Source organism: Chryseobacterium sp. 14P4.3.2 (assembly GCF_057799275.1).
On sequence record NZ_JBYOKO010000016.1, the window covers coordinates 50,676 to 66,971 of the forward strand.

The following is a 16,296-nucleotide window of genomic DNA, read 5'->3' on the forward strand; positions in this document are numbered from 1 at the left end:
AATCTTTAACTAAAACGTGTGAATACATTAAGTTACAAAACTGTTTCAGCGAACAAAGCTACTGCTAATAAAGAATGGGTTGTGGTAGACGCTGAAGGACAGCCGTTAGGAAGACTAGCTTCTACGGTTGCAAAGATTTTGAGAGGTAAGCACAAAACGAATTTTACACCTCACGTAGATTGTGGTGATAACGTAATCGTTTTGAATGCTGGGAAAATTACACTTTCCGGAAACAAGTGGGCTGATAAGACTTATATCTGGCATACAGGATACCCTGGTGGACAGAAGTCTATGACTGCGGCTGAACTTCAAAAGAAAGATTCTTTAAAAGTATTAGAAAAGTCTGTAAAAGGTATGTTACCAAAAAACAGATTAGGATCTGCTATTCTTAAGAACCTTTATTTATATGAAGGAACTGAGCACAAACATGAAGCTCAACAGCCGAAAACAATTAATGTTAACGAATTTAAATAATTAATTATGTCTATAGTTCACAAAATCGGAAGAAGAAAAACTTCTGTAGCAAGAGTTTATGTAAGACCAGGTTCTGGAAACATTACAGTAAACGGTAAAGATGCTAAAGAATATTTCTCTACAGACGTGATGGTTTACAAATTAAACCAGCCGTTCATCCTTTCTGAGACTGTTGGTCAGTATGACGTTACCGTAAACGTATTCGGTGGTGGAAATACAGGTCAGGCAGAGGCTATCAGATTAGGTATTTCAAGAGCTTTATGCGAAATTAACGCAGAGTTCAGATTAGCATTGAAGCCAGCTGGTTTACTTACAAGAGACGCAAGAATGGTGGAAAGAAAGAAGCCAGGTCAGAAAAAAGCAAGAAAGAGATTCCAATTCTCAAAACGTTAATTTTCAGACTTCAGATTCAAGATCTCAAATTTCAGAATTTATTCAATTTGTTATCTTGTCTCTAAATCTATTGATCAAAACAAAAAAATTGCCCGTTACGTTTAGCATCCAAACGCTTCTCCCATCTAAAGAAGTTGTTGATTGTTTAAAAGACGGAAAGTAAACTAACAAAAACAGAAAACATGGCAAAAGCAAATGTAAAAGACCTTTTAGAGGCTGGCGTACACTTCGGTCACATGACTAGAAAGTGGAATCCAAATATGGCTCCATACATTTTTATGGAGAAAAACGGTATTCACATTGTAGACTTACATAAAACAGCAGTTAAATTGGATGAGGCGTGCAGCGCTTTAGAAAAATTAACTTCTGCAGGTAAAAAAGTTCTTTTCGTAGCTACTAAAAAGCAAGCGAAAGAAGTAGTTGCAAAACACGCTTCTGAACTTAATATGCCTTATATTACAGAAAGATGGCCGGGAGGTATGTTAACGAATTTCGTTACTATCAGAAAGGCTGTAAAGAAGATGAACTCTATCGACAAAATGAAAAAAGACGGTACGTTCGAAACTTTATCTAAAAAAGAAAGATTACAAGTTGACAGACAAAGAGCTAACTTAGAGAAGAACTTAGGTTCTATTTCTGACATGGTTAGACTTCCATCTGCTGTATTTGTAGTTGATATCTTAAGAGAACACATCGCGGTAACTGAAGCTAAGAAATTAGGTATTCCAGTTTTCGGTATCGTTGATACAAACTCTGACCCTAGAAAAGTTGACTTCGTTATCCCAGGAAACGATGATGCTTCTAAGTCTATTGATATGATCCTTAGCGTAGTTTCTGAATCTATCAAAGAAGGTCAGTCTCAAAGAAAAGCTGATAAAGAAAAATCTAAAGAAGAAGGAGAAAAGGTGTCTGCTGATACAGATGCTGATTTCGATGCAGAATAATTAAAGATTTTCTTTAATATAGGAAAAACGCTGGATTTAGGTCCAGCGTTTTTTTGTTGATATATACATAAGAACAAAAGTATTTTAAGCCCTTATTGGGTCCTGATAATTTGTAATTTGAATATAACAGTTATAAAATAATAAAACCGCAGAATTCTGCGGTTTTATTTAGTTTGAAAGGGATATTGAATAGGAACTTGTTATGTACTTTGTAGATTGATAAGTAGAATTACAAAGCATTCCGGATAATCTGTAATTTTGGTTTTTAGGAACCATTGTATATCCTATTTTTCCTGCTCCAATCGGAATCTTCTTGAAAAAATTGTTCCCGCTTATAGTGAGTACCATATTGCAGGGAGATTTATTGGTTACTGAAACAGAAGTTTTAGAATTACTTGGATCGTCACTATTAAAAAGATCAGTAAGAACTTCTGCAGTCTCAGGTTTGTAGGTTTTTATCAATTCGCTGTATTCTCTTTCTGTATTCGCCGGGCTGCCGGAATTATAAACAGGATATCTGTTCCTTACCGGATAACTTCCATAGTTGGCGTTACAGCTGATAAGAACATATAAAATTCCGGTAAGAACTAATAGCTTCTTCATACCTCTTTTATTTTTGTGATTTTATTTTCAATGATTTTCCAGATCTGAAAGCTTTGAAGTGCGTTCGATGTGTACCGGGATTATCTTTTATCAGTTTATTTTAAATTTGATATAAGTAATGGTTTTTCCTTTAGCGGAGAACAGTTCCTCATAATACGTTCTGATATCCCTTAAATGCTCTGTATTAGGATCATATTCCGGGGCTCCATAGATATCGTGGTGAGCGCTGACAATTTCGTATCCTGCTCCCTGTAAATATCCAAGAGTATAGCCATGCAGGAACTCTGAGTCGGTTTTTAAATGAACAATACCTCCAGGTTTCAGGAACTTTTTATAACGTGCTAAAAAGTCAGGATGTGTTAGTCTGTGTTTCGTTCTTTTATATTTGATTTGTGGATCCGGAAAGGTAATCCAGATTTCGTCTACTTCATTTTCTGCGAAGAAATAATCAACAAGTTCGATCTGTGTTCTTAGAAAGGCAACATTATTCATATTGTTGTCGACTGCTTCTTTAGCTCCAAACCAGAATCTTGCCCCTTTGATATCAATTCCGACAAAGTTCTTTTCAGGAAATGTTTTTGCAAGTCCTACAGAATATTCTCCTTTACCACAACCTAATTCCAGAACAATAGGATTGTTATTTTTAAAGAAATTTTCTCTCCATTTTCCTTTGAGTTCAAAGCCGTTTAAGGCGTCTTCTCTGGTAGGTTGGATTACATTTGGTAATACTTTGTTTTCTGCAAATCTTGCTAATTTATTCTTGCCCATTGAGTTATAAAATGAGTGCAAAAATAGTGAAAATTTATGGAGAATCTCTGCCTTTTGGAGGTAAAAGACAGATAACTAATTCGTTTATGATTGAGGCTATTGGCTTCCTAAAGCTACCATAATGGCTCTTTGTATCGTTTTTTGTGAGGCATATTGTGCTCCGCATACCAAACTGGAGAAAAGATACTGGCCTTTTTCTATAACAATGGAACCTTCACCCTGAGCAGGTACTGCCAGCCTGTATTTGGTAGTACCTACACCTTCCATTCTTACAATGATATTACAGTCTGATTTATTTTGAATCATGACAATGCACTCTTTGGCATTAGGATCATTATCAAATAAAGAATTGAGGATTTTTACTGTTTTGTTTTTATGTTCTACGGGAGAGACAGCCATGAGCATGTTGAATTCTTCTGCTTCAGCATTAGGAATTGCAGAATTTGCAGCAGTGTTTACAACAAATGTATTCTGGGCAGTACTTGGGGTATAAACAGGATTGTATTGTTTAGCTGCCAGCTCTGCTTTATATCTCGCAATCTGCTTCTGTTTGATAATCGCATTCATTTCCTCAAAAGAAATTTTTGTGGATGGTCTTCTTCTTAGTAAGGCAAGCATTTCCTGCATGTCTTTTACTTTCTGATCTGCCGGATGGGCATTCTTAATGTATTCTTTCATCATATCCATTACCCTGGGCTTCAGTACAGATCTCCGTGGATCATCCGGGTGGGCATCTCTTAAAAAAGCATTGATTTCGTAAATATTGTTGCTCTTCAGAATGTTACTGTAATCTTTTCCTTTTTTTTGGGCAGAAATGATAAAAAACAAAACCGAACAAAGTAATAAAAGTATTTTTTTCATTAATTAATATTAAGTTAGAATTGGTGTTTCTCATTTAATTTACGTTTTGCACTGGTTAGTTTTTATTAGGATAACGAAAGATAAGTATTTTTATTTTAAACACTTATTAGTGAGATAAATTTAATATATTTTTGAATATTATAGATATATATGCTGTAAAAATTGAATAATATATTTTTTTATGAATTGTAGTAAAGATCTGGGCTGAATTTTTATTGTTTCATAAAAAAAAATCCATGCGCGAAACATGGATTATTGTATAGTATGATTTACTTTTTATCGGAATTTTTAATTGCTGCTTACAACCTCCTGAAGATGTGAGCTTCTAAGTCTCTTCTGATAGATCGGCAAATATTTTTCAATAGGAATCTTTACTGCTTCGAAGTTTCCTGCCAATACATAAGGTTGAATATTTTCTGAGGTGTAAACAAACTGAAGGAAATTATCAATTAAATTCTCAGGAATTTTAAATCTTAAAAAGTAATCCTTCCCTAAATAATTTTTAATCTGGGTGACAGAACTATTCATGTTTTCATAAGCTTTAAAACGCTGTTTTTTCTTTCTTTCCCCGGAAAGAAGATCATAGATGCTTTCCAGACTGAAGGTAAGTCCACCATCCCTAAATCCGGCAACAGGAAGCTCTGTAGGAGTTCCGTCTCCTTTAGGTTCCGGAAGTCCGATTACTTTTTTAAGGGCATATGCCTTATCTTCTTTTCGGAGTGAGTTTACATCATACCGAAGATTTCCGGTGGGTTTGAATCTGCTGAGTACAATTTCCTGAATTTCATAATAGGCAATCTTAAGCTCTACCAGGTTTTTCTGTGCAAGAAGCTGGGGAGTCATTTTAATGTCTTTTCTTTCAGTAACGATAGAGGTAAAACGAATTACATCTCCCGGATTGGCTGGAACATTAAAATTACCGTTAAAATCCGTAAGAACGGTTTTCTGAGTATTCAAATTGGTAACATATACCTGATTCAGGTATAAAATCGAATTATCTCTTAGAAATACCTCTCCGGAGTATGTTTGAGCATTAATTTTTGCCAGAAAAATCAATAGCAGTATAGTAAACAGTTTCTTCATATAATTTGGCAAAATTACATAGAAATAAAGCAATTTTTCAATAGTAAGATAATGAATTCAGGTTAAAGTTATATTAAACTTTAGGATTAAACTGTTAAGGAGTGTTATAAGTTTAATTTTTTTATGTAACTCTCCCCTGAAACAGCAATGCAATAGGTAGAAAAGAGCTTAAATAGGTTGAAAATCATTTTTGAAATCATTTAATTAAAAAATTATAAATAAACTGCCGATCCCTAAAAATCTATTTTTATTATTGTTTCAACTTTAGGAATTTTTTCTTTCCATTTTTTCTTTTATCTGTGCTTTACCAACAGCCAGCTTGAATATTTTACTGAAAGGGTAGATCCATATTCTGTCCAGGTAATAAAATACCAGTAAGTAGCAGTAGGTACATAGCGTCCGCCTATTCTTCCATCCCATGTATATTGATTTTCAGGAGTCCCTCTGAATACTTCCGCCCCATATCTGTCAAAAATCCGGAATACAAGATTATCATTAGCCATCAAAGCTGAGTAATTAATAACTTCATTATATCCGTCCCCATTAGGAGTGATGGTGTTAATCAGGTTAATGATAGCAAATGGTTTTTTTACTTCTTCACACAGTTTAGAATCTCTTACAAATACATTATGAGGCCCTCTTGGCACATTGTAGAATACATTTGAACTTTGCCATACTACGGCGTCAAGAGAGTATTCATAAGGTGGTGTACCGCCGCTTGCTCCAACTTTTACAGTGGTGCCGTCAATCTCAATAGAAGTAATCATCGGACTCGGTAATTCTGTGACATTTACGTACTGCTTATAAACACAGCCGTTTGATGTCAGTTCTACCCAATAACTTCCTGCGGGAACATTTGTGATAGAAGGGGTTGTTTCTCCGGTACTCCATAAGTATCTTTCAAATCCAGGTCCTGCATCCAGTGTAGTATAGGTTTTTGGACAGATCGCCTGATCTTTTAGCAGGTCAGATTTTTTAGGAATTTTAATATTAATTTTTATAGAAGCTACTTCCGGACAGACTCCACTTTTTTCAAAACGAATATAATAGGTCTGGGAAGTTGTAATATTGACTGCTGCCGGAATGGCATTTACATTATTCTGAGCATCTGATAACGTTGAATGAAACGTGTACGTGACATTCGGATCTAACGTAAACTGAGGAATAAACTGCGTCAGATTTACTGTTTTTATTCCATCCAGATCATCATCACATACGCTATCTGTAACCGTTTGCGTTAATAGTTGTATTCTTGCTCCAATACTGAATAGCAAAGGCTTAATAACTGAAGCACATCCATCAGGAGAATCAACTCTGATATAAATGGTAGTCGTAGCAGTATAGCTCCAGTTATTAGGAAGTGTGTTGGTATTTCCGGCGGTGGCATCCGCAAGATTTGCATAATATCTTACATTGGTAAAATAAGCAGGATTATTAAGGATAATACCGGTAATATTGGGCAGCACGATATTAACGGTTCCATCCAGATTATCATCGCAAAAAATGCCATTATAGTTGTCCTGGATAATTGCTTTGTTGAATAAAGATAGGGTGATTTGAGCAATACTTTTACAGCCAATACTATTTTTTACAACAGCATATATGATGGTTCCATTAGGTGCTGTATAATTGTTTGGGGAAGTAATTAAGGCTGTCGGGTTTTCAGTCTGGGCATTTGCTAATGTCGGGTAATAGGAAATGGTAACTGGATTATTATTAGTTACATTGGCCGTGGTCAGATTAAATGTTCCCTGCCCGTTTATATCACACGCATTTAGTGTTACATTGGTTACAGTGAGTGCCTGGATCGTAATGTTCACTGTTATTGTTTCACAATCCGGGAAATCAGGATCGTTTCCGCAGAATGTATAAGTGAATGTATCATTTCCGGATGTACCGGGATTGGTAACAGTATAAGTAATAATTCCTGTCGCAGGGTTGATAACTGCTGTCCCCAGTGCAGGGGGAGTAGAAATGGCCACAGTAGCGGGAAGCGGGGTCTGGGATGAACTGCTGAATGCAGGAGTTATAACCTGTGTATTACAAACATTATAAGCGGCTGTGGTTAGCTTTGTACAATTCAGTACCTTGAATTGATCAGTTACTAAAGGTGCACAGGTTCCCATTGTAACTGAGCAAGTATAATAGCCGGATTGAGTTGGTGTTAAAGAAGAAGATGTGGCCCCATTGACAAGGATTCCGTTTCTGTACCATTGATAGGTATCATAAATAATAGGGTCTACTGTGAGAACTATTCCCGGAATACAGTCTCCACCTGATTTTAAAATCACAGGTTGTGTAGGAAATCCGGCGAAAAAGCCTCCGTATCCCACAGCATCACTTCCGGCAGTGATTCCGGCAGTAATAGCTTTATCTGATACGATAGTGATTGTTCCGGTAACATTGGGGATTCCATAGGTAACCCAGTTATTGGTTCCTGTCATATCATAAGGTCCATATGCTGCAAGCGGCGTTGAACCGTTTACAGTAACATTCGCTCCTCTTTGTGTAATAAGATTAAGTTTTGTCGGAATATTGAGAATTCCGGTAGGGTTTCCATTTGAAAGAACAAAGTTTTCATCGATGAATCCAAGCTCGTTAATTTGTTTTGGAAGGTAGCAGTTCAGAGCTGGAATAAAATTGAATCCTCCGGTGGCTACCTCATTTCCTGTATTTGAGTCTCCTGCTAAAATCTGATAAACATAAGCATTTTTAGATGTTTTAATATATAGATTGTAATGTGATGTTCCGTGTAGACTGTATTTGATATCAGGAATTACAAAGTATTTTCCAGTGTTGATAGTCGCTACAGGCAGTGGCTCGTTATTGACATAAATTTGAGTATTATCTTCCGTAGCAATTACGACGGCTCCTTCCATATTGGAGCCAATACTGCCGTTCCCTTTTACCAATGCAAATTCATTTCCGAGCCGGTTGACGGGAACCGCCTGATCCATCAAAATATCAGAGCTCGAGCTATAGTTGCCCGCATATTGTCCGTTAAAATTTCCGTTGGTGACATTCACCGGTTTGGTTGCTGTAATTTTTGCACCAATGAATCCGTCAAAATTTCCTGTAATATTTCCTATTCCATCAATGATATAAGACTGTCCTTTATTCAAAGTAAAAGTCATAGTCGGATTTGTAGTTCCGGTAGTCCCGTTGGAAAACTGAACGTTGGGGCTATATCCGGAAATAGTAACTGTAGTATTATCTTCTGTGGCCAAAACACTGGTCATAAAGTCCAGAATAGTATTACTTACCGTGATGGGTGCGGATGCAGCATAGAAATTTTTTCCGGTAGAAGGAATTCCTTTGGAAGTAATAATTTCTGCGTGGTTGTATACTGAAAATCTAAAATTGGCATAAAATGGGAATTCTGCCTTCAGATATAACCCTTTTGTAGTAGGAGTAAATAAGTCTGCCTGCTGGGTAGTAATGATATAATTTCTTAGTACATCGAATTTCTGTGGATTATTTTTGCTGATATTCACAGTTCCGATTAAAACATTGTTGTTATATATACTTACAGGGAAGGGGGTTGTTCTGCTTGTTGATAAATACAGCTTCTGGAAGGGGCTGGGGGCACCGCTCCTGTCTACCATCGGTGCAAACCAATGTTCTCTGTCTAATTGGGCGAAAAGAGAAGAGAAAATATAAAATATAAATAAAAAAGATAGAGTTTTCTTCATTCAGTATTAGTATTTGTCACAAATTTAATAATAAAAAGTATTAAATACTTGAAAATATAATAAAAAAACCACGATTTCAAAATCGTGGTTTTTAAAATGTATGTTTAAAATATTAGTCTCTGTTTTTTACGAGAATCCAGCCTGTATATTTTATTGGAGTTTTGTCTTTATTGGACTCATTCCAGTTGATATGATACCAATAAGTTCCTGTTACAAGTTTTTTGTCGAAATGTTTTCCATCCCATCTGTAGTTGTTGAATTTATTTCCGGTAAATACCATATTTCCATATCTGTCATATACTACAAACGAAAGATTTTCTTTATAAGCCAACTCGCTGTAATCTATAAAGTCATTTACATTATCTCCGTTAGGAGTGATTGCATTTACAAGATTAGGAATTGTAATTTCTACAGAAGTAGGATTACAGTTGTAAACATCTTTCACATAGAAGGTATGTTGTCCTCTTGATAATCCTGTAAAAGTATTTGAATCTTGCCAGTTAGCTGTTCCATCTACTGCATACTTGTAAGGTGGCTTACCTCCGCTTACAATTACTGTTGCACTATTATTGTTGATCTCGATTGTTTGAATTACCGGATCTTCAACTTTCTTAACTTTTACTACCTGCGTAAGGAAACATCCGTTTTTACCAAGAATTACAGAGTATTCTCCAACTCCGATATTTCTGATGCCCTGCGTGGTTGCACCTGTGCTCCATTCATATGAATCATACCCAGAACCGGCATCCAGATCAGTCTTAGCATCCATACAGATATACTGATCTACCAGAATTGGTGATTTTTTGATTGGAAGTGGAACTAAAGTAATTTTTGCATTTGCAGTACATCCTTCGGCAGTGGTAACTTTCACATATACTACTCCGCCCGTTGCAGGGAAGTTGTCAGGTGTTGTTATTTCATTTATCCCGGCAGTTAGGTCATTTAATGTACGGTAGTATTTTTTTACCACTGCATTATAGTCAGTAACCTTAGCTTTGGTAAGATCGAAATAAGCATAAGGAGCTACATCATACCAGCAGGCTTTAATCGTCACATCCTGTACAATAAATGGTACTACAGTAAGGGTTAAAGTTACCTGTTCGCAATCTGTGAATAAAGGATCATTTCCACAGAATTTATAAACAATCTTATCTGATCCCAGGTATCCTGCATTTGGATTGTAAGTGATTGTACCATTTGGATTCACTACAGCTGTACCTTTAGTGGGAGGGGTTACAATCACTACAGTAGTTGCTACCGGAGTCTGAGTAGATGAAGTAAACGCCGGTGTAATAATTTTTGTAGAGCAGGCATTAAGTGCTTGCGTTGTTTCTTTTAAACAAGTTTGTACATTATAGATTGGCGTAGTAACAGGAGGACATGATCCCATTGTTACTTTTACCGTATAATTTCCAGATTGGGTTGGAGTGTAAGTGTAAGAAGTAGCTCCCGGAATAGCAACTCCGTTACGATACCACTGGTATGTTTCGTAGCTGTCATCTACTTCCAGAATAATACCAGGAACACATTCTCCTGTTTTTTTAGAAATTACAGGAATTGATGAAAATCCTGCAAAGTACCCTCCGTATCCTGCTGAACTATACCCTCCATTAATACCTGCTGTTACAGCTTTTGTAGAAGTAATGGTAAGGTTTCCGGTAACTCCGGTTAATGCATAAGTTACCCAGTTGGTATTTCCTGTCAGGGGATAAGGTCCCTGATCAGCTGTAGGAGGGGTATTATTTACCAATACAGTAGCACCTGCTTCGGTTAGAATATTTAATTTTATAATTAAATCACTTTGTGTAATACTTGCCCCATTGGTACCGAGAGGCATTTCGTTGATCTTTCCGATTTCATCAATTTTTCTGGGAAGAAAACAGTTTAAAGGCGGAATATAGTTAAATCCGTTGGTTGCTGCATTACTTAATATTCCGATAAATTGATACAGATACACATTCTTGGTTGTTGAGATAAACATATTAGAATGGTTTCCGGTACCGGCCTGAGTTACATAGCTTGTTTCATTAATTCTGTACCATTGGCCAGCATTCAGGGTTTGAACCGGCGTTGTTCCACCGTTTAAATAGATTTCTGTATTGTCCTCTGTAGCAATAATAAGACCTCCTTCCATATTTAAAGTAGGCTGAGTAGATCTGGTTTTAACCATTGCAAAGGTGTTCCCAAGCCTGTCAACCGGAACGGACTGGTCAAGAATTGGATCTGTTCCTGATGTTGTTGCTGAAAAATTACCGTTACAGCTACCATTGGTAAGGGTTACTGGTTTATCGGCAACTACCTTCGCACCAATAAATCCGGATTTATTAGCTGATACAGACCCTAATCCTGCAAATAGAAAAGATTGTCCCTTTTGTAAAGTAAAAGAATGGGTATTACCGGTAGGGTTTCCATTGATAAAGGTGACCCCGGCAGTAGCATTCCATGATACAGTTACGTTGGTATTATCTTCAGTAGCAAGAATACCTGCTGTGAAGTTATAAACACTATTGGTATCTGTATTTGGGCTGGTAGCAACATAAAACATTTTCCCGATTCCAGCTTTCCCTTTACTGGTAATAACCTCTCCATGGATATCCTGAGCAAGCCTCAGACTGCAGTAAAAAGGTTTAGCCCCTTTTAAGTAAAGTCCTTTATTACCAATAACAAAGGCATCTGTTGTGGTACCTGTAGAGATCAGGTTATTAGCTACTTTGTAGGTTTGTGGGCTACCCTTACTGATGGTAACGGTTGTAATTATATTACCATTGTTGTAAATGGTAACGTCAAAAGGGGTTGCCGAATCAGTGGACAGGTATATCATATTGGCATAACCTCCGTAACTGTCGTAGTAAGGAGCAATCCAATGCTCGGTATCCCTTTGCGCAAAGAGAGTATTAATTGTAAAAAAAATTAATACCAAACTGAGTAGAAATCTTTTCATGTGTATGGAATTAGGATTTGCACAAAATTAAAATAAAAATTCAAATACTTTTAATAAAATGTAAATAAATGTTAAATATTACTCTCTATTTTTAATTAAAAGCCATCCTGAATATGAAACTGGTAATTGAGTGTCTGGCTCAGTCCATTTGATTACATACCAGTATGTTCCGGTAGGCAGGTTTCTGCCATTAGATTTTCCGTCCCACATATAGTTTTTCTCAGATGATTTATATACCGAAGCTCCATATCGGTCCGCCACTTCTATGCTGACATTCTTCTTTATTCTTAACTCAGAATAGTTAAGAACATCATTAATCCCATCGCCGTTTGGAGTAATAGTATTAATAAGATTGATGACCAAAAATTCTTTTGTTACATGATGGCATCCGTCTGAACCTAATACATACATTGTGTGAAGTCCTCTTGATAATCCGGTGAAAACATTCGAAGCCTGGTAATCAAAACCATTTAATGAGTACTTATAAGGAGGAGTTCCACCAGTCACCGAAACTGTTGCTGTAGTTCCTATAACATCTATTTTGGCAATAATAGGAGCCTGTGATGTGGTTACATTCACATATTGACGGTACACACACCCGTTGAACCCAAGATCTACGTAATAATTTCCTGCTCCTGCAGATATTGATTGGCTGGTAGCCCCGGTGCTCCATAAATAAGATGAAAAACCTGGCCCTGCATCTAAGACTATTTTATCATTTGAACAGATAACCTGATCGTGAAGTCTCTCAGATTTCTTCGGAGATTTTAGAGCAAGGGTTAAAGCGGCTGTATTAGGACAAGCTGTACTGCTCTGGAATCTAACGTAAAAAGTACCTGCTGAAGTAAGTGTTTGTGATGCTGAAATGGGATTTATTCCAGCCTGCGCATTAGCCAGTGAAGTGTAAAATGATAAAATAACAGTTGGGTCTGTGGTAAATAAGCCTTTATAATCATTAAGGTTTACTACTTCTGAACCATTCAGGTCATTGTCACAGATATCAACTTTTGCGGTACCTGTAATCAAAGAAACTTTATTTCCTATGGTAAAATTGATCTGTCCAAAAGCTGCTGGACATTCTCCGACAAGGCCAGTTACATTTATATATACTGTAGTGTTAGCTGTAAATGTCCAGTTAGCAGGAAGAGTATTGTTATTTCCTGCATTGGCATCAGCCTGAGTAAGATAATATCTGACAAGGAAGTTGGCGGGATTGGTTACTATCTGCGGAGTAACGTTGGCAAAATTAACACTTACAATTCCATCAAAATTATCATCACATATATTCGCATTGAAGTTATTGGTATTGATATTTGGAGTAGGATAAGTAGTTAATGTTATCGTAGCAACTTTAGAGCATCCATATGCTGTTACATTCGCATACACTGTTCCTGCAGGTCCTGTATAAGAAGCTGGTGTTGCTATTGGCCCTGTTAAGTTAGCATTGGTGAAATAGGTTACACTAGTATTTGGAGTCGAAGTTACATTGGCTGTTGTCAGGTTGAAAGTCCCATTGCCATTAGTAGTAGAGCAAGTAGTTAAAGAAGCGTTAGTCGTTTGAAGAATATGCGTATTCACGATAATCTTAAAATATTCAAATGAAGCCGGATTTCCAGTTCCCTGAATATAATAGGTAAATGTATCTGTAATATCAGTAGTAATCCCTGCATTCGGAGTGTAAGTAATTTGCCCTGTTGTAGGGTTTACAAAGACTGTTCCGTTGGTAGGGTGTACAATAATACTTGTATTGGAAGGATCAACAGCCTGAGGAGAATTAGTAAATACAGGAGTAATTACTTTCGTATTACATGATCCAATATCATAAGTTGTAGTTGTAATAGGAGGACATGCTGTATAGTCAAAATCTGCAGTAAACCTTGATTCACAGTTGTTTTTAGTAATATAACAGGTGTATATTCCGGTCCCATACAAATCCGGGTTGATAGAAGGAGAGGTTGCTCCAGTAATAAGAGTTCCGTTCAGGTACCATTGGTAGGCATCAAAACCTGTCTCTACTGAAAGAAGCACTCCATTATAGCAGTCTCCTGTTTTGGTAATTACCGGTACAGAAGAGAATCCCGCAAAATAGCCTCCATATCCTACTGCTCCGTTTCCTGCCGCAATTCCTGCGGTAACAGGTTTTGTAGAGTTCACGGTAATATTTCCTGTCACACTTGGAATAGAGTAAGTAACCCAGTTAGAATTTCCTGCTACCGGGGCAGGACCATTACCCGCGGCAATTGGTGCACCATTCACTGTCACAGCAGCACCTGCCTGAGTAATGATATTAAGTCTTGTATTAAACGTATCATTTCCTATTTTATTAATGGAGCCAATCTCATTAATCTCTTTAGGTAAAAAACAGCTTAAAGGGGGAATAAAATTCATTCCTCCTGTAGCATAAATATTACCTGTGGCAGTTCCTGCAAGTAACTGGTATACATATACATTATTGTTGGCGGAAATACTCATGTTGAAGTTTCCGGTTCCCTGATTGATGTAATTTGTACCCTGAACAACATAGTATTGTCCGGCATTTAGAGTTACAGCATTTAAGAGAGTTCCATTTACAGTAAGCTTGGTGTTGTTCACTGTGGCAACTACTACAGCAGCTTCCATTCCTGAATTGGCCGGTCCATTTCCTTTTACCATTATAAAATCTTTTCCTAATCTTTCAACAGGAACTGACTGGTCCATCAGCACATCTACGTTAGTATTGTTTTGAGTAGTATAAATACTGTTGAAATTTCCGTTAGTTACAGATATTGGTTTAGTGGCCGTTATTTTTGCTCCTACCAATCCTGTTAAGTTGTTGGGATTAAGATTACTCTGTGCTTCAAGAATATATGACTTACCTTTATTAATGGTAAAAGTTCTTGACGGAGCTGAAATACCATCAGAGAAAACAACAGCAGGGTTATAGCCTGATATGGTTACTGTGGTATTGTCTTCTGTAGCAGTAACGCCAATTGTTGAGTTTACATAGGGCTTGGCAGTGGTATTAGGAGCCATACCTACAAAAAATGTTTTGCCTAGTCCTGCAGATCCTTTGGAAGTAATAAATTCAGCCTGATCTGAAACTGTAAATCTGTAGCTGGCAAAGAATTTTTTATTTCCTTTTACATACAGTCCCATTGAAGTTTGATTGAAAAGTCCGGATGGAATAGAGGCGATCATCATGTTATTGGCGATGGTGACCTGTGCGGGGTTTCCTTTACTTACCTGAACAGTAGTGATGACATTGTTATTGTTGTAAACCTGTACAGGGAAAGGGGTGATTTCGTTAGTCGAAAGATACAGGTAACCTTTTGGCGTTCCCTGAAGATTGCTTGCCGACATAGGAGCAAACCAGTGCTCAGTATCCAATTGTGCATTAACTAATAAACAAAGAAAAGCACAAATAGCTAGTAGAAATTTTTTCATGCGTTATTATAAGGGGCCGCAAATTTAAGCATTAATAATCTATTTTTTATACAAAAAAAACTTTGAAAATGTGATTATTATGTAAATGTTGAATATTTAAAATACACGTCATATTCTGTTAATAATTGCAACTTTTATTCATGAAAAAATCCCGGTGAAAATTCACCGGGATTCAATATTTTTTGAAAGATTGATTAAGCTAAGCTTACTCTTACAAATCCTGTTACCTTTAGGTCTCCGTTTACAGATTTTACATAATCAGCAACTGAGATACTTCCGTCTTTAATGAAAGACTGGTGTACCAATGTGTTGTCTTTGTAGAATCTCTGCATTTTACCCTTAAGGATATTGTCGATAATGTTTTCTGGCTTACCTTCTTTGATAAGTAGTTCTCTTTCGATCTCTAATTCTTTATCAATAGTTTCCTGAGAAACCTGAGTTTCATCCAAAGCGATTGGATTCATAGCAGCAACCTGCATAGAAACAGCTTTAGCAGCTTCGTCAGCTCCGTCTACTTTAGCAGAAAGAGAAGTGATAGCAGCAATTTTGTTTCCAGCGTGGATGTAAGCTCCTAAGAAATTCCCCTGGATTCTTTCGAAAGAACCGATCTCGATTTTTTCACCGATAACTCCTGTTTGCTCAATTAATTTTTCAGCAACAGTTAACCCGTGGAAATCAGTAGCTAAAAGTTCTTCTTTAGTTGCAGCGAAAATTGCCATTTCAGCTAATTCGTAAGCTAACTCGATGAACGCTTCGTTTTTAGCAACAAAGTCAGTTTCGCAGTTTAGAGAGATTACAACACCTAAAGTATTGTCTTCGTTTACTCTTGCGATTACAGCTCCTTCACTAGACTCTCTGTCCGCTCTGTTAGCCGCAACTTTTTGTCCTTTCTTTCTAAGGATATCTACTGCTTTTTCGAAGTCTCCTTCAGCTTCAACTAGAGCTTTCTTGCAGTCCATCATACCTGCACCTGTTTGGTTTCTTAATTTCGCTACGTCTGCAGCAACTGGTGTATAAGACATAATATCTATTATTTTTTATTTAAGATTAGTATTAATTTTTAGCTTAAATTTAGAGCAGTGCAAAGATAATGATTTTAATGATAAACTAAAAA

The 16,296-nt window shown here is 36.8% G+C and carries 11 protein-coding genes; 3 read left to right on the forward strand and 8 right to left on the reverse strand.

Annotated features, from left to right (window positions below; all coding sequences use genetic code 11):
• Positions 1-18: 18 nt before the first annotated feature.
• From rplM to rpsB, 3 genes are all read left to right on the forward strand, one after another.
• A complete protein-coding gene (gene rplM, locus AC27VX_RS19395; RefSeq protein WP_047385928.1) occupies positions 19-474 on the forward strand; it encodes a 50S ribosomal protein L13 in 456 nt (151 codons plus the stop codon).
• A gap of 6 nt (positions 475-480) precedes the next feature.
• Positions 481-867 (forward strand): 30S ribosomal protein S9, encoded by a 387-nt coding sequence (gene rpsI / locus AC27VX_RS19400; protein WP_047373582.1) that lies wholly within the window; start codon positions 481-483, stop codon positions 865-867.
• Positions 868-1,049: 182 nt separating this feature from the next.
• On the forward strand, positions 1,050-1,811 hold the full coding sequence (gene rpsB / locus AC27VX_RS19405; RefSeq protein ID WP_047488674.1) for a 30S ribosomal protein S2: 762 nt from the start codon (positions 1,050-1,052) through the stop codon (positions 1,809-1,811).
• A gap of 168 nt (positions 1,812-1,979) precedes the next feature.
• Here the strand turns inward: rpsB and AC27VX_RS19410 are convergent, their stop codons facing one another.
• From AC27VX_RS19410 to tsf, 8 genes are all read right to left on the reverse strand, one after another.
• Positions 1,980-2,414 (reverse strand): DUF6759 domain-containing protein, encoded by a 435-nt coding sequence (locus AC27VX_RS19410; RefSeq protein ID WP_488697406.1) that lies wholly within the window; start codon positions 2,412-2,414, stop codon positions 1,980-1,982.
• Positions 2,415-2,504: 90 nt separating this feature from the next.
• Positions 2,505-3,182: a tRNA (guanosine(46)-N7)-methyltransferase TrmB gene (trmB, locus tag AC27VX_RS19415; protein WP_236856298.1), complete on the reverse strand. Its 678-nt coding sequence runs from the start codon at positions 3,180-3,182 to the stop codon at positions 2,505-2,507.
• A 96-nt stretch (positions 3,183-3,278) separates the two neighbouring features.
• The gene (locus tag AC27VX_RS19420) at positions 3,279-4,043 is read right to left on the reverse strand and encodes a DUF6759 domain-containing protein (RefSeq protein WP_236856297.1); all 765 of its coding nucleotides are present in this window, start codon (positions 4,041-4,043) and stop codon (positions 3,279-3,281) included.
• A gap of 288 nt (positions 4,044-4,331) precedes the next feature.
• On the reverse strand, positions 4,332-5,126 hold the full coding sequence (locus AC27VX_RS19425; RefSeq protein ID WP_236856296.1) for a hypothetical protein: 795 nt from the start codon (positions 5,124-5,126) through the stop codon (positions 4,332-4,334).
• A gap of 293 nt (positions 5,127-5,419) precedes the next feature.
• Complete coding sequence (locus tag AC27VX_RS19430; RefSeq protein ID WP_488697409.1) at positions 5,420-8,818, reverse strand: T9SS type B sorting domain-containing protein; 3,399 nt, start codon at positions 8,816-8,818, stop codon at positions 5,420-5,422.
• 112 nt (positions 8,819-8,930) lie between these two features.
• Complete coding sequence (locus AC27VX_RS19435; protein ID WP_488697411.1) at positions 8,931-11,759, reverse strand: T9SS type B sorting domain-containing protein; 2,829 nt, start codon at positions 11,757-11,759, stop codon at positions 8,931-8,933.
• Between the two features lie 78 nt (positions 11,760-11,837).
• Positions 11,838-15,182, reverse strand: coding sequence for a T9SS type B sorting domain-containing protein (locus AC27VX_RS19440; protein ID WP_488697413.1), 3,345 nt, complete (start codon positions 15,180-15,182; stop codon positions 11,838-11,840).
• A gap of 194 nt (positions 15,183-15,376) precedes the next feature.
• A complete protein-coding gene (tsf, locus tag AC27VX_RS19445; protein ID WP_236856292.1) occupies positions 15,377-16,204 on the reverse strand; it encodes a translation elongation factor Ts in 828 nt (275 codons plus the stop codon).
• Positions 16,205-16,296: the final 92 nt, after the last annotated feature.

Bases quoted from the DNA above. Each gene is read 5' to 3' on its own strand.
- rpsI (WP_047373582.1), top strand. From the start codon at position 481: ATGTCTATAGTTCACAAAATCGGAAGAAGAAAAACTTCTGTAGCAAGA.
- rpsB (WP_047488674.1), top strand. From the start codon at position 1,050: ATGGCAAAAGCAAATGTAAAAGACCTTTTAGAGGCTGGCGTACACTTC.
- AC27VX_RS19410 (WP_488697406.1), bottom strand. From the start codon at position 2,414: ATGAAGAAGCTATTAGTTCTTACCGGAATTTTATATGTTCTTATCAGC.
- trmB (WP_236856298.1), bottom strand. From the start codon at position 3,182: ATGGGCAAGAATAAATTAGCAAGATTTGCAGAAAACAAAGTATTACCA.
- AC27VX_RS19420 (WP_236856297.1), bottom strand. From the start codon at position 4,043: ATGAAAAAAATACTTTTATTACTTTGTTCGGTTTTGTTTTTTATCATT.
- AC27VX_RS19425 (WP_236856296.1), bottom strand. From the start codon at position 5,126: ATGAAGAAACTGTTTACTATACTGCTATTGATTTTTCTGGCAAAAATT.
- AC27VX_RS19430 (WP_488697409.1), bottom strand. From the start codon at position 8,818: ATGAAGAAAACTCTATCTTTTTTATTTATATTTTATATTTTCTCTTCT.
- AC27VX_RS19435 (WP_488697411.1), bottom strand. From the start codon at position 11,759: ATGAAAAGATTTCTACTCAGTTTGGTATTAATTTTTTTTACAATTAAT.
- AC27VX_RS19440 (WP_488697413.1), bottom strand. From the start codon at position 15,182: ATGAAAAAATTTCTACTAGCTATTTGTGCTTTTCTTTGTTTATTAGTT.
- tsf (WP_236856292.1), bottom strand. From the start codon at position 16,204: ATGTCTTATACACCAGTTGCTGCAGACGTAGCGAAATTAAGAAACCAA.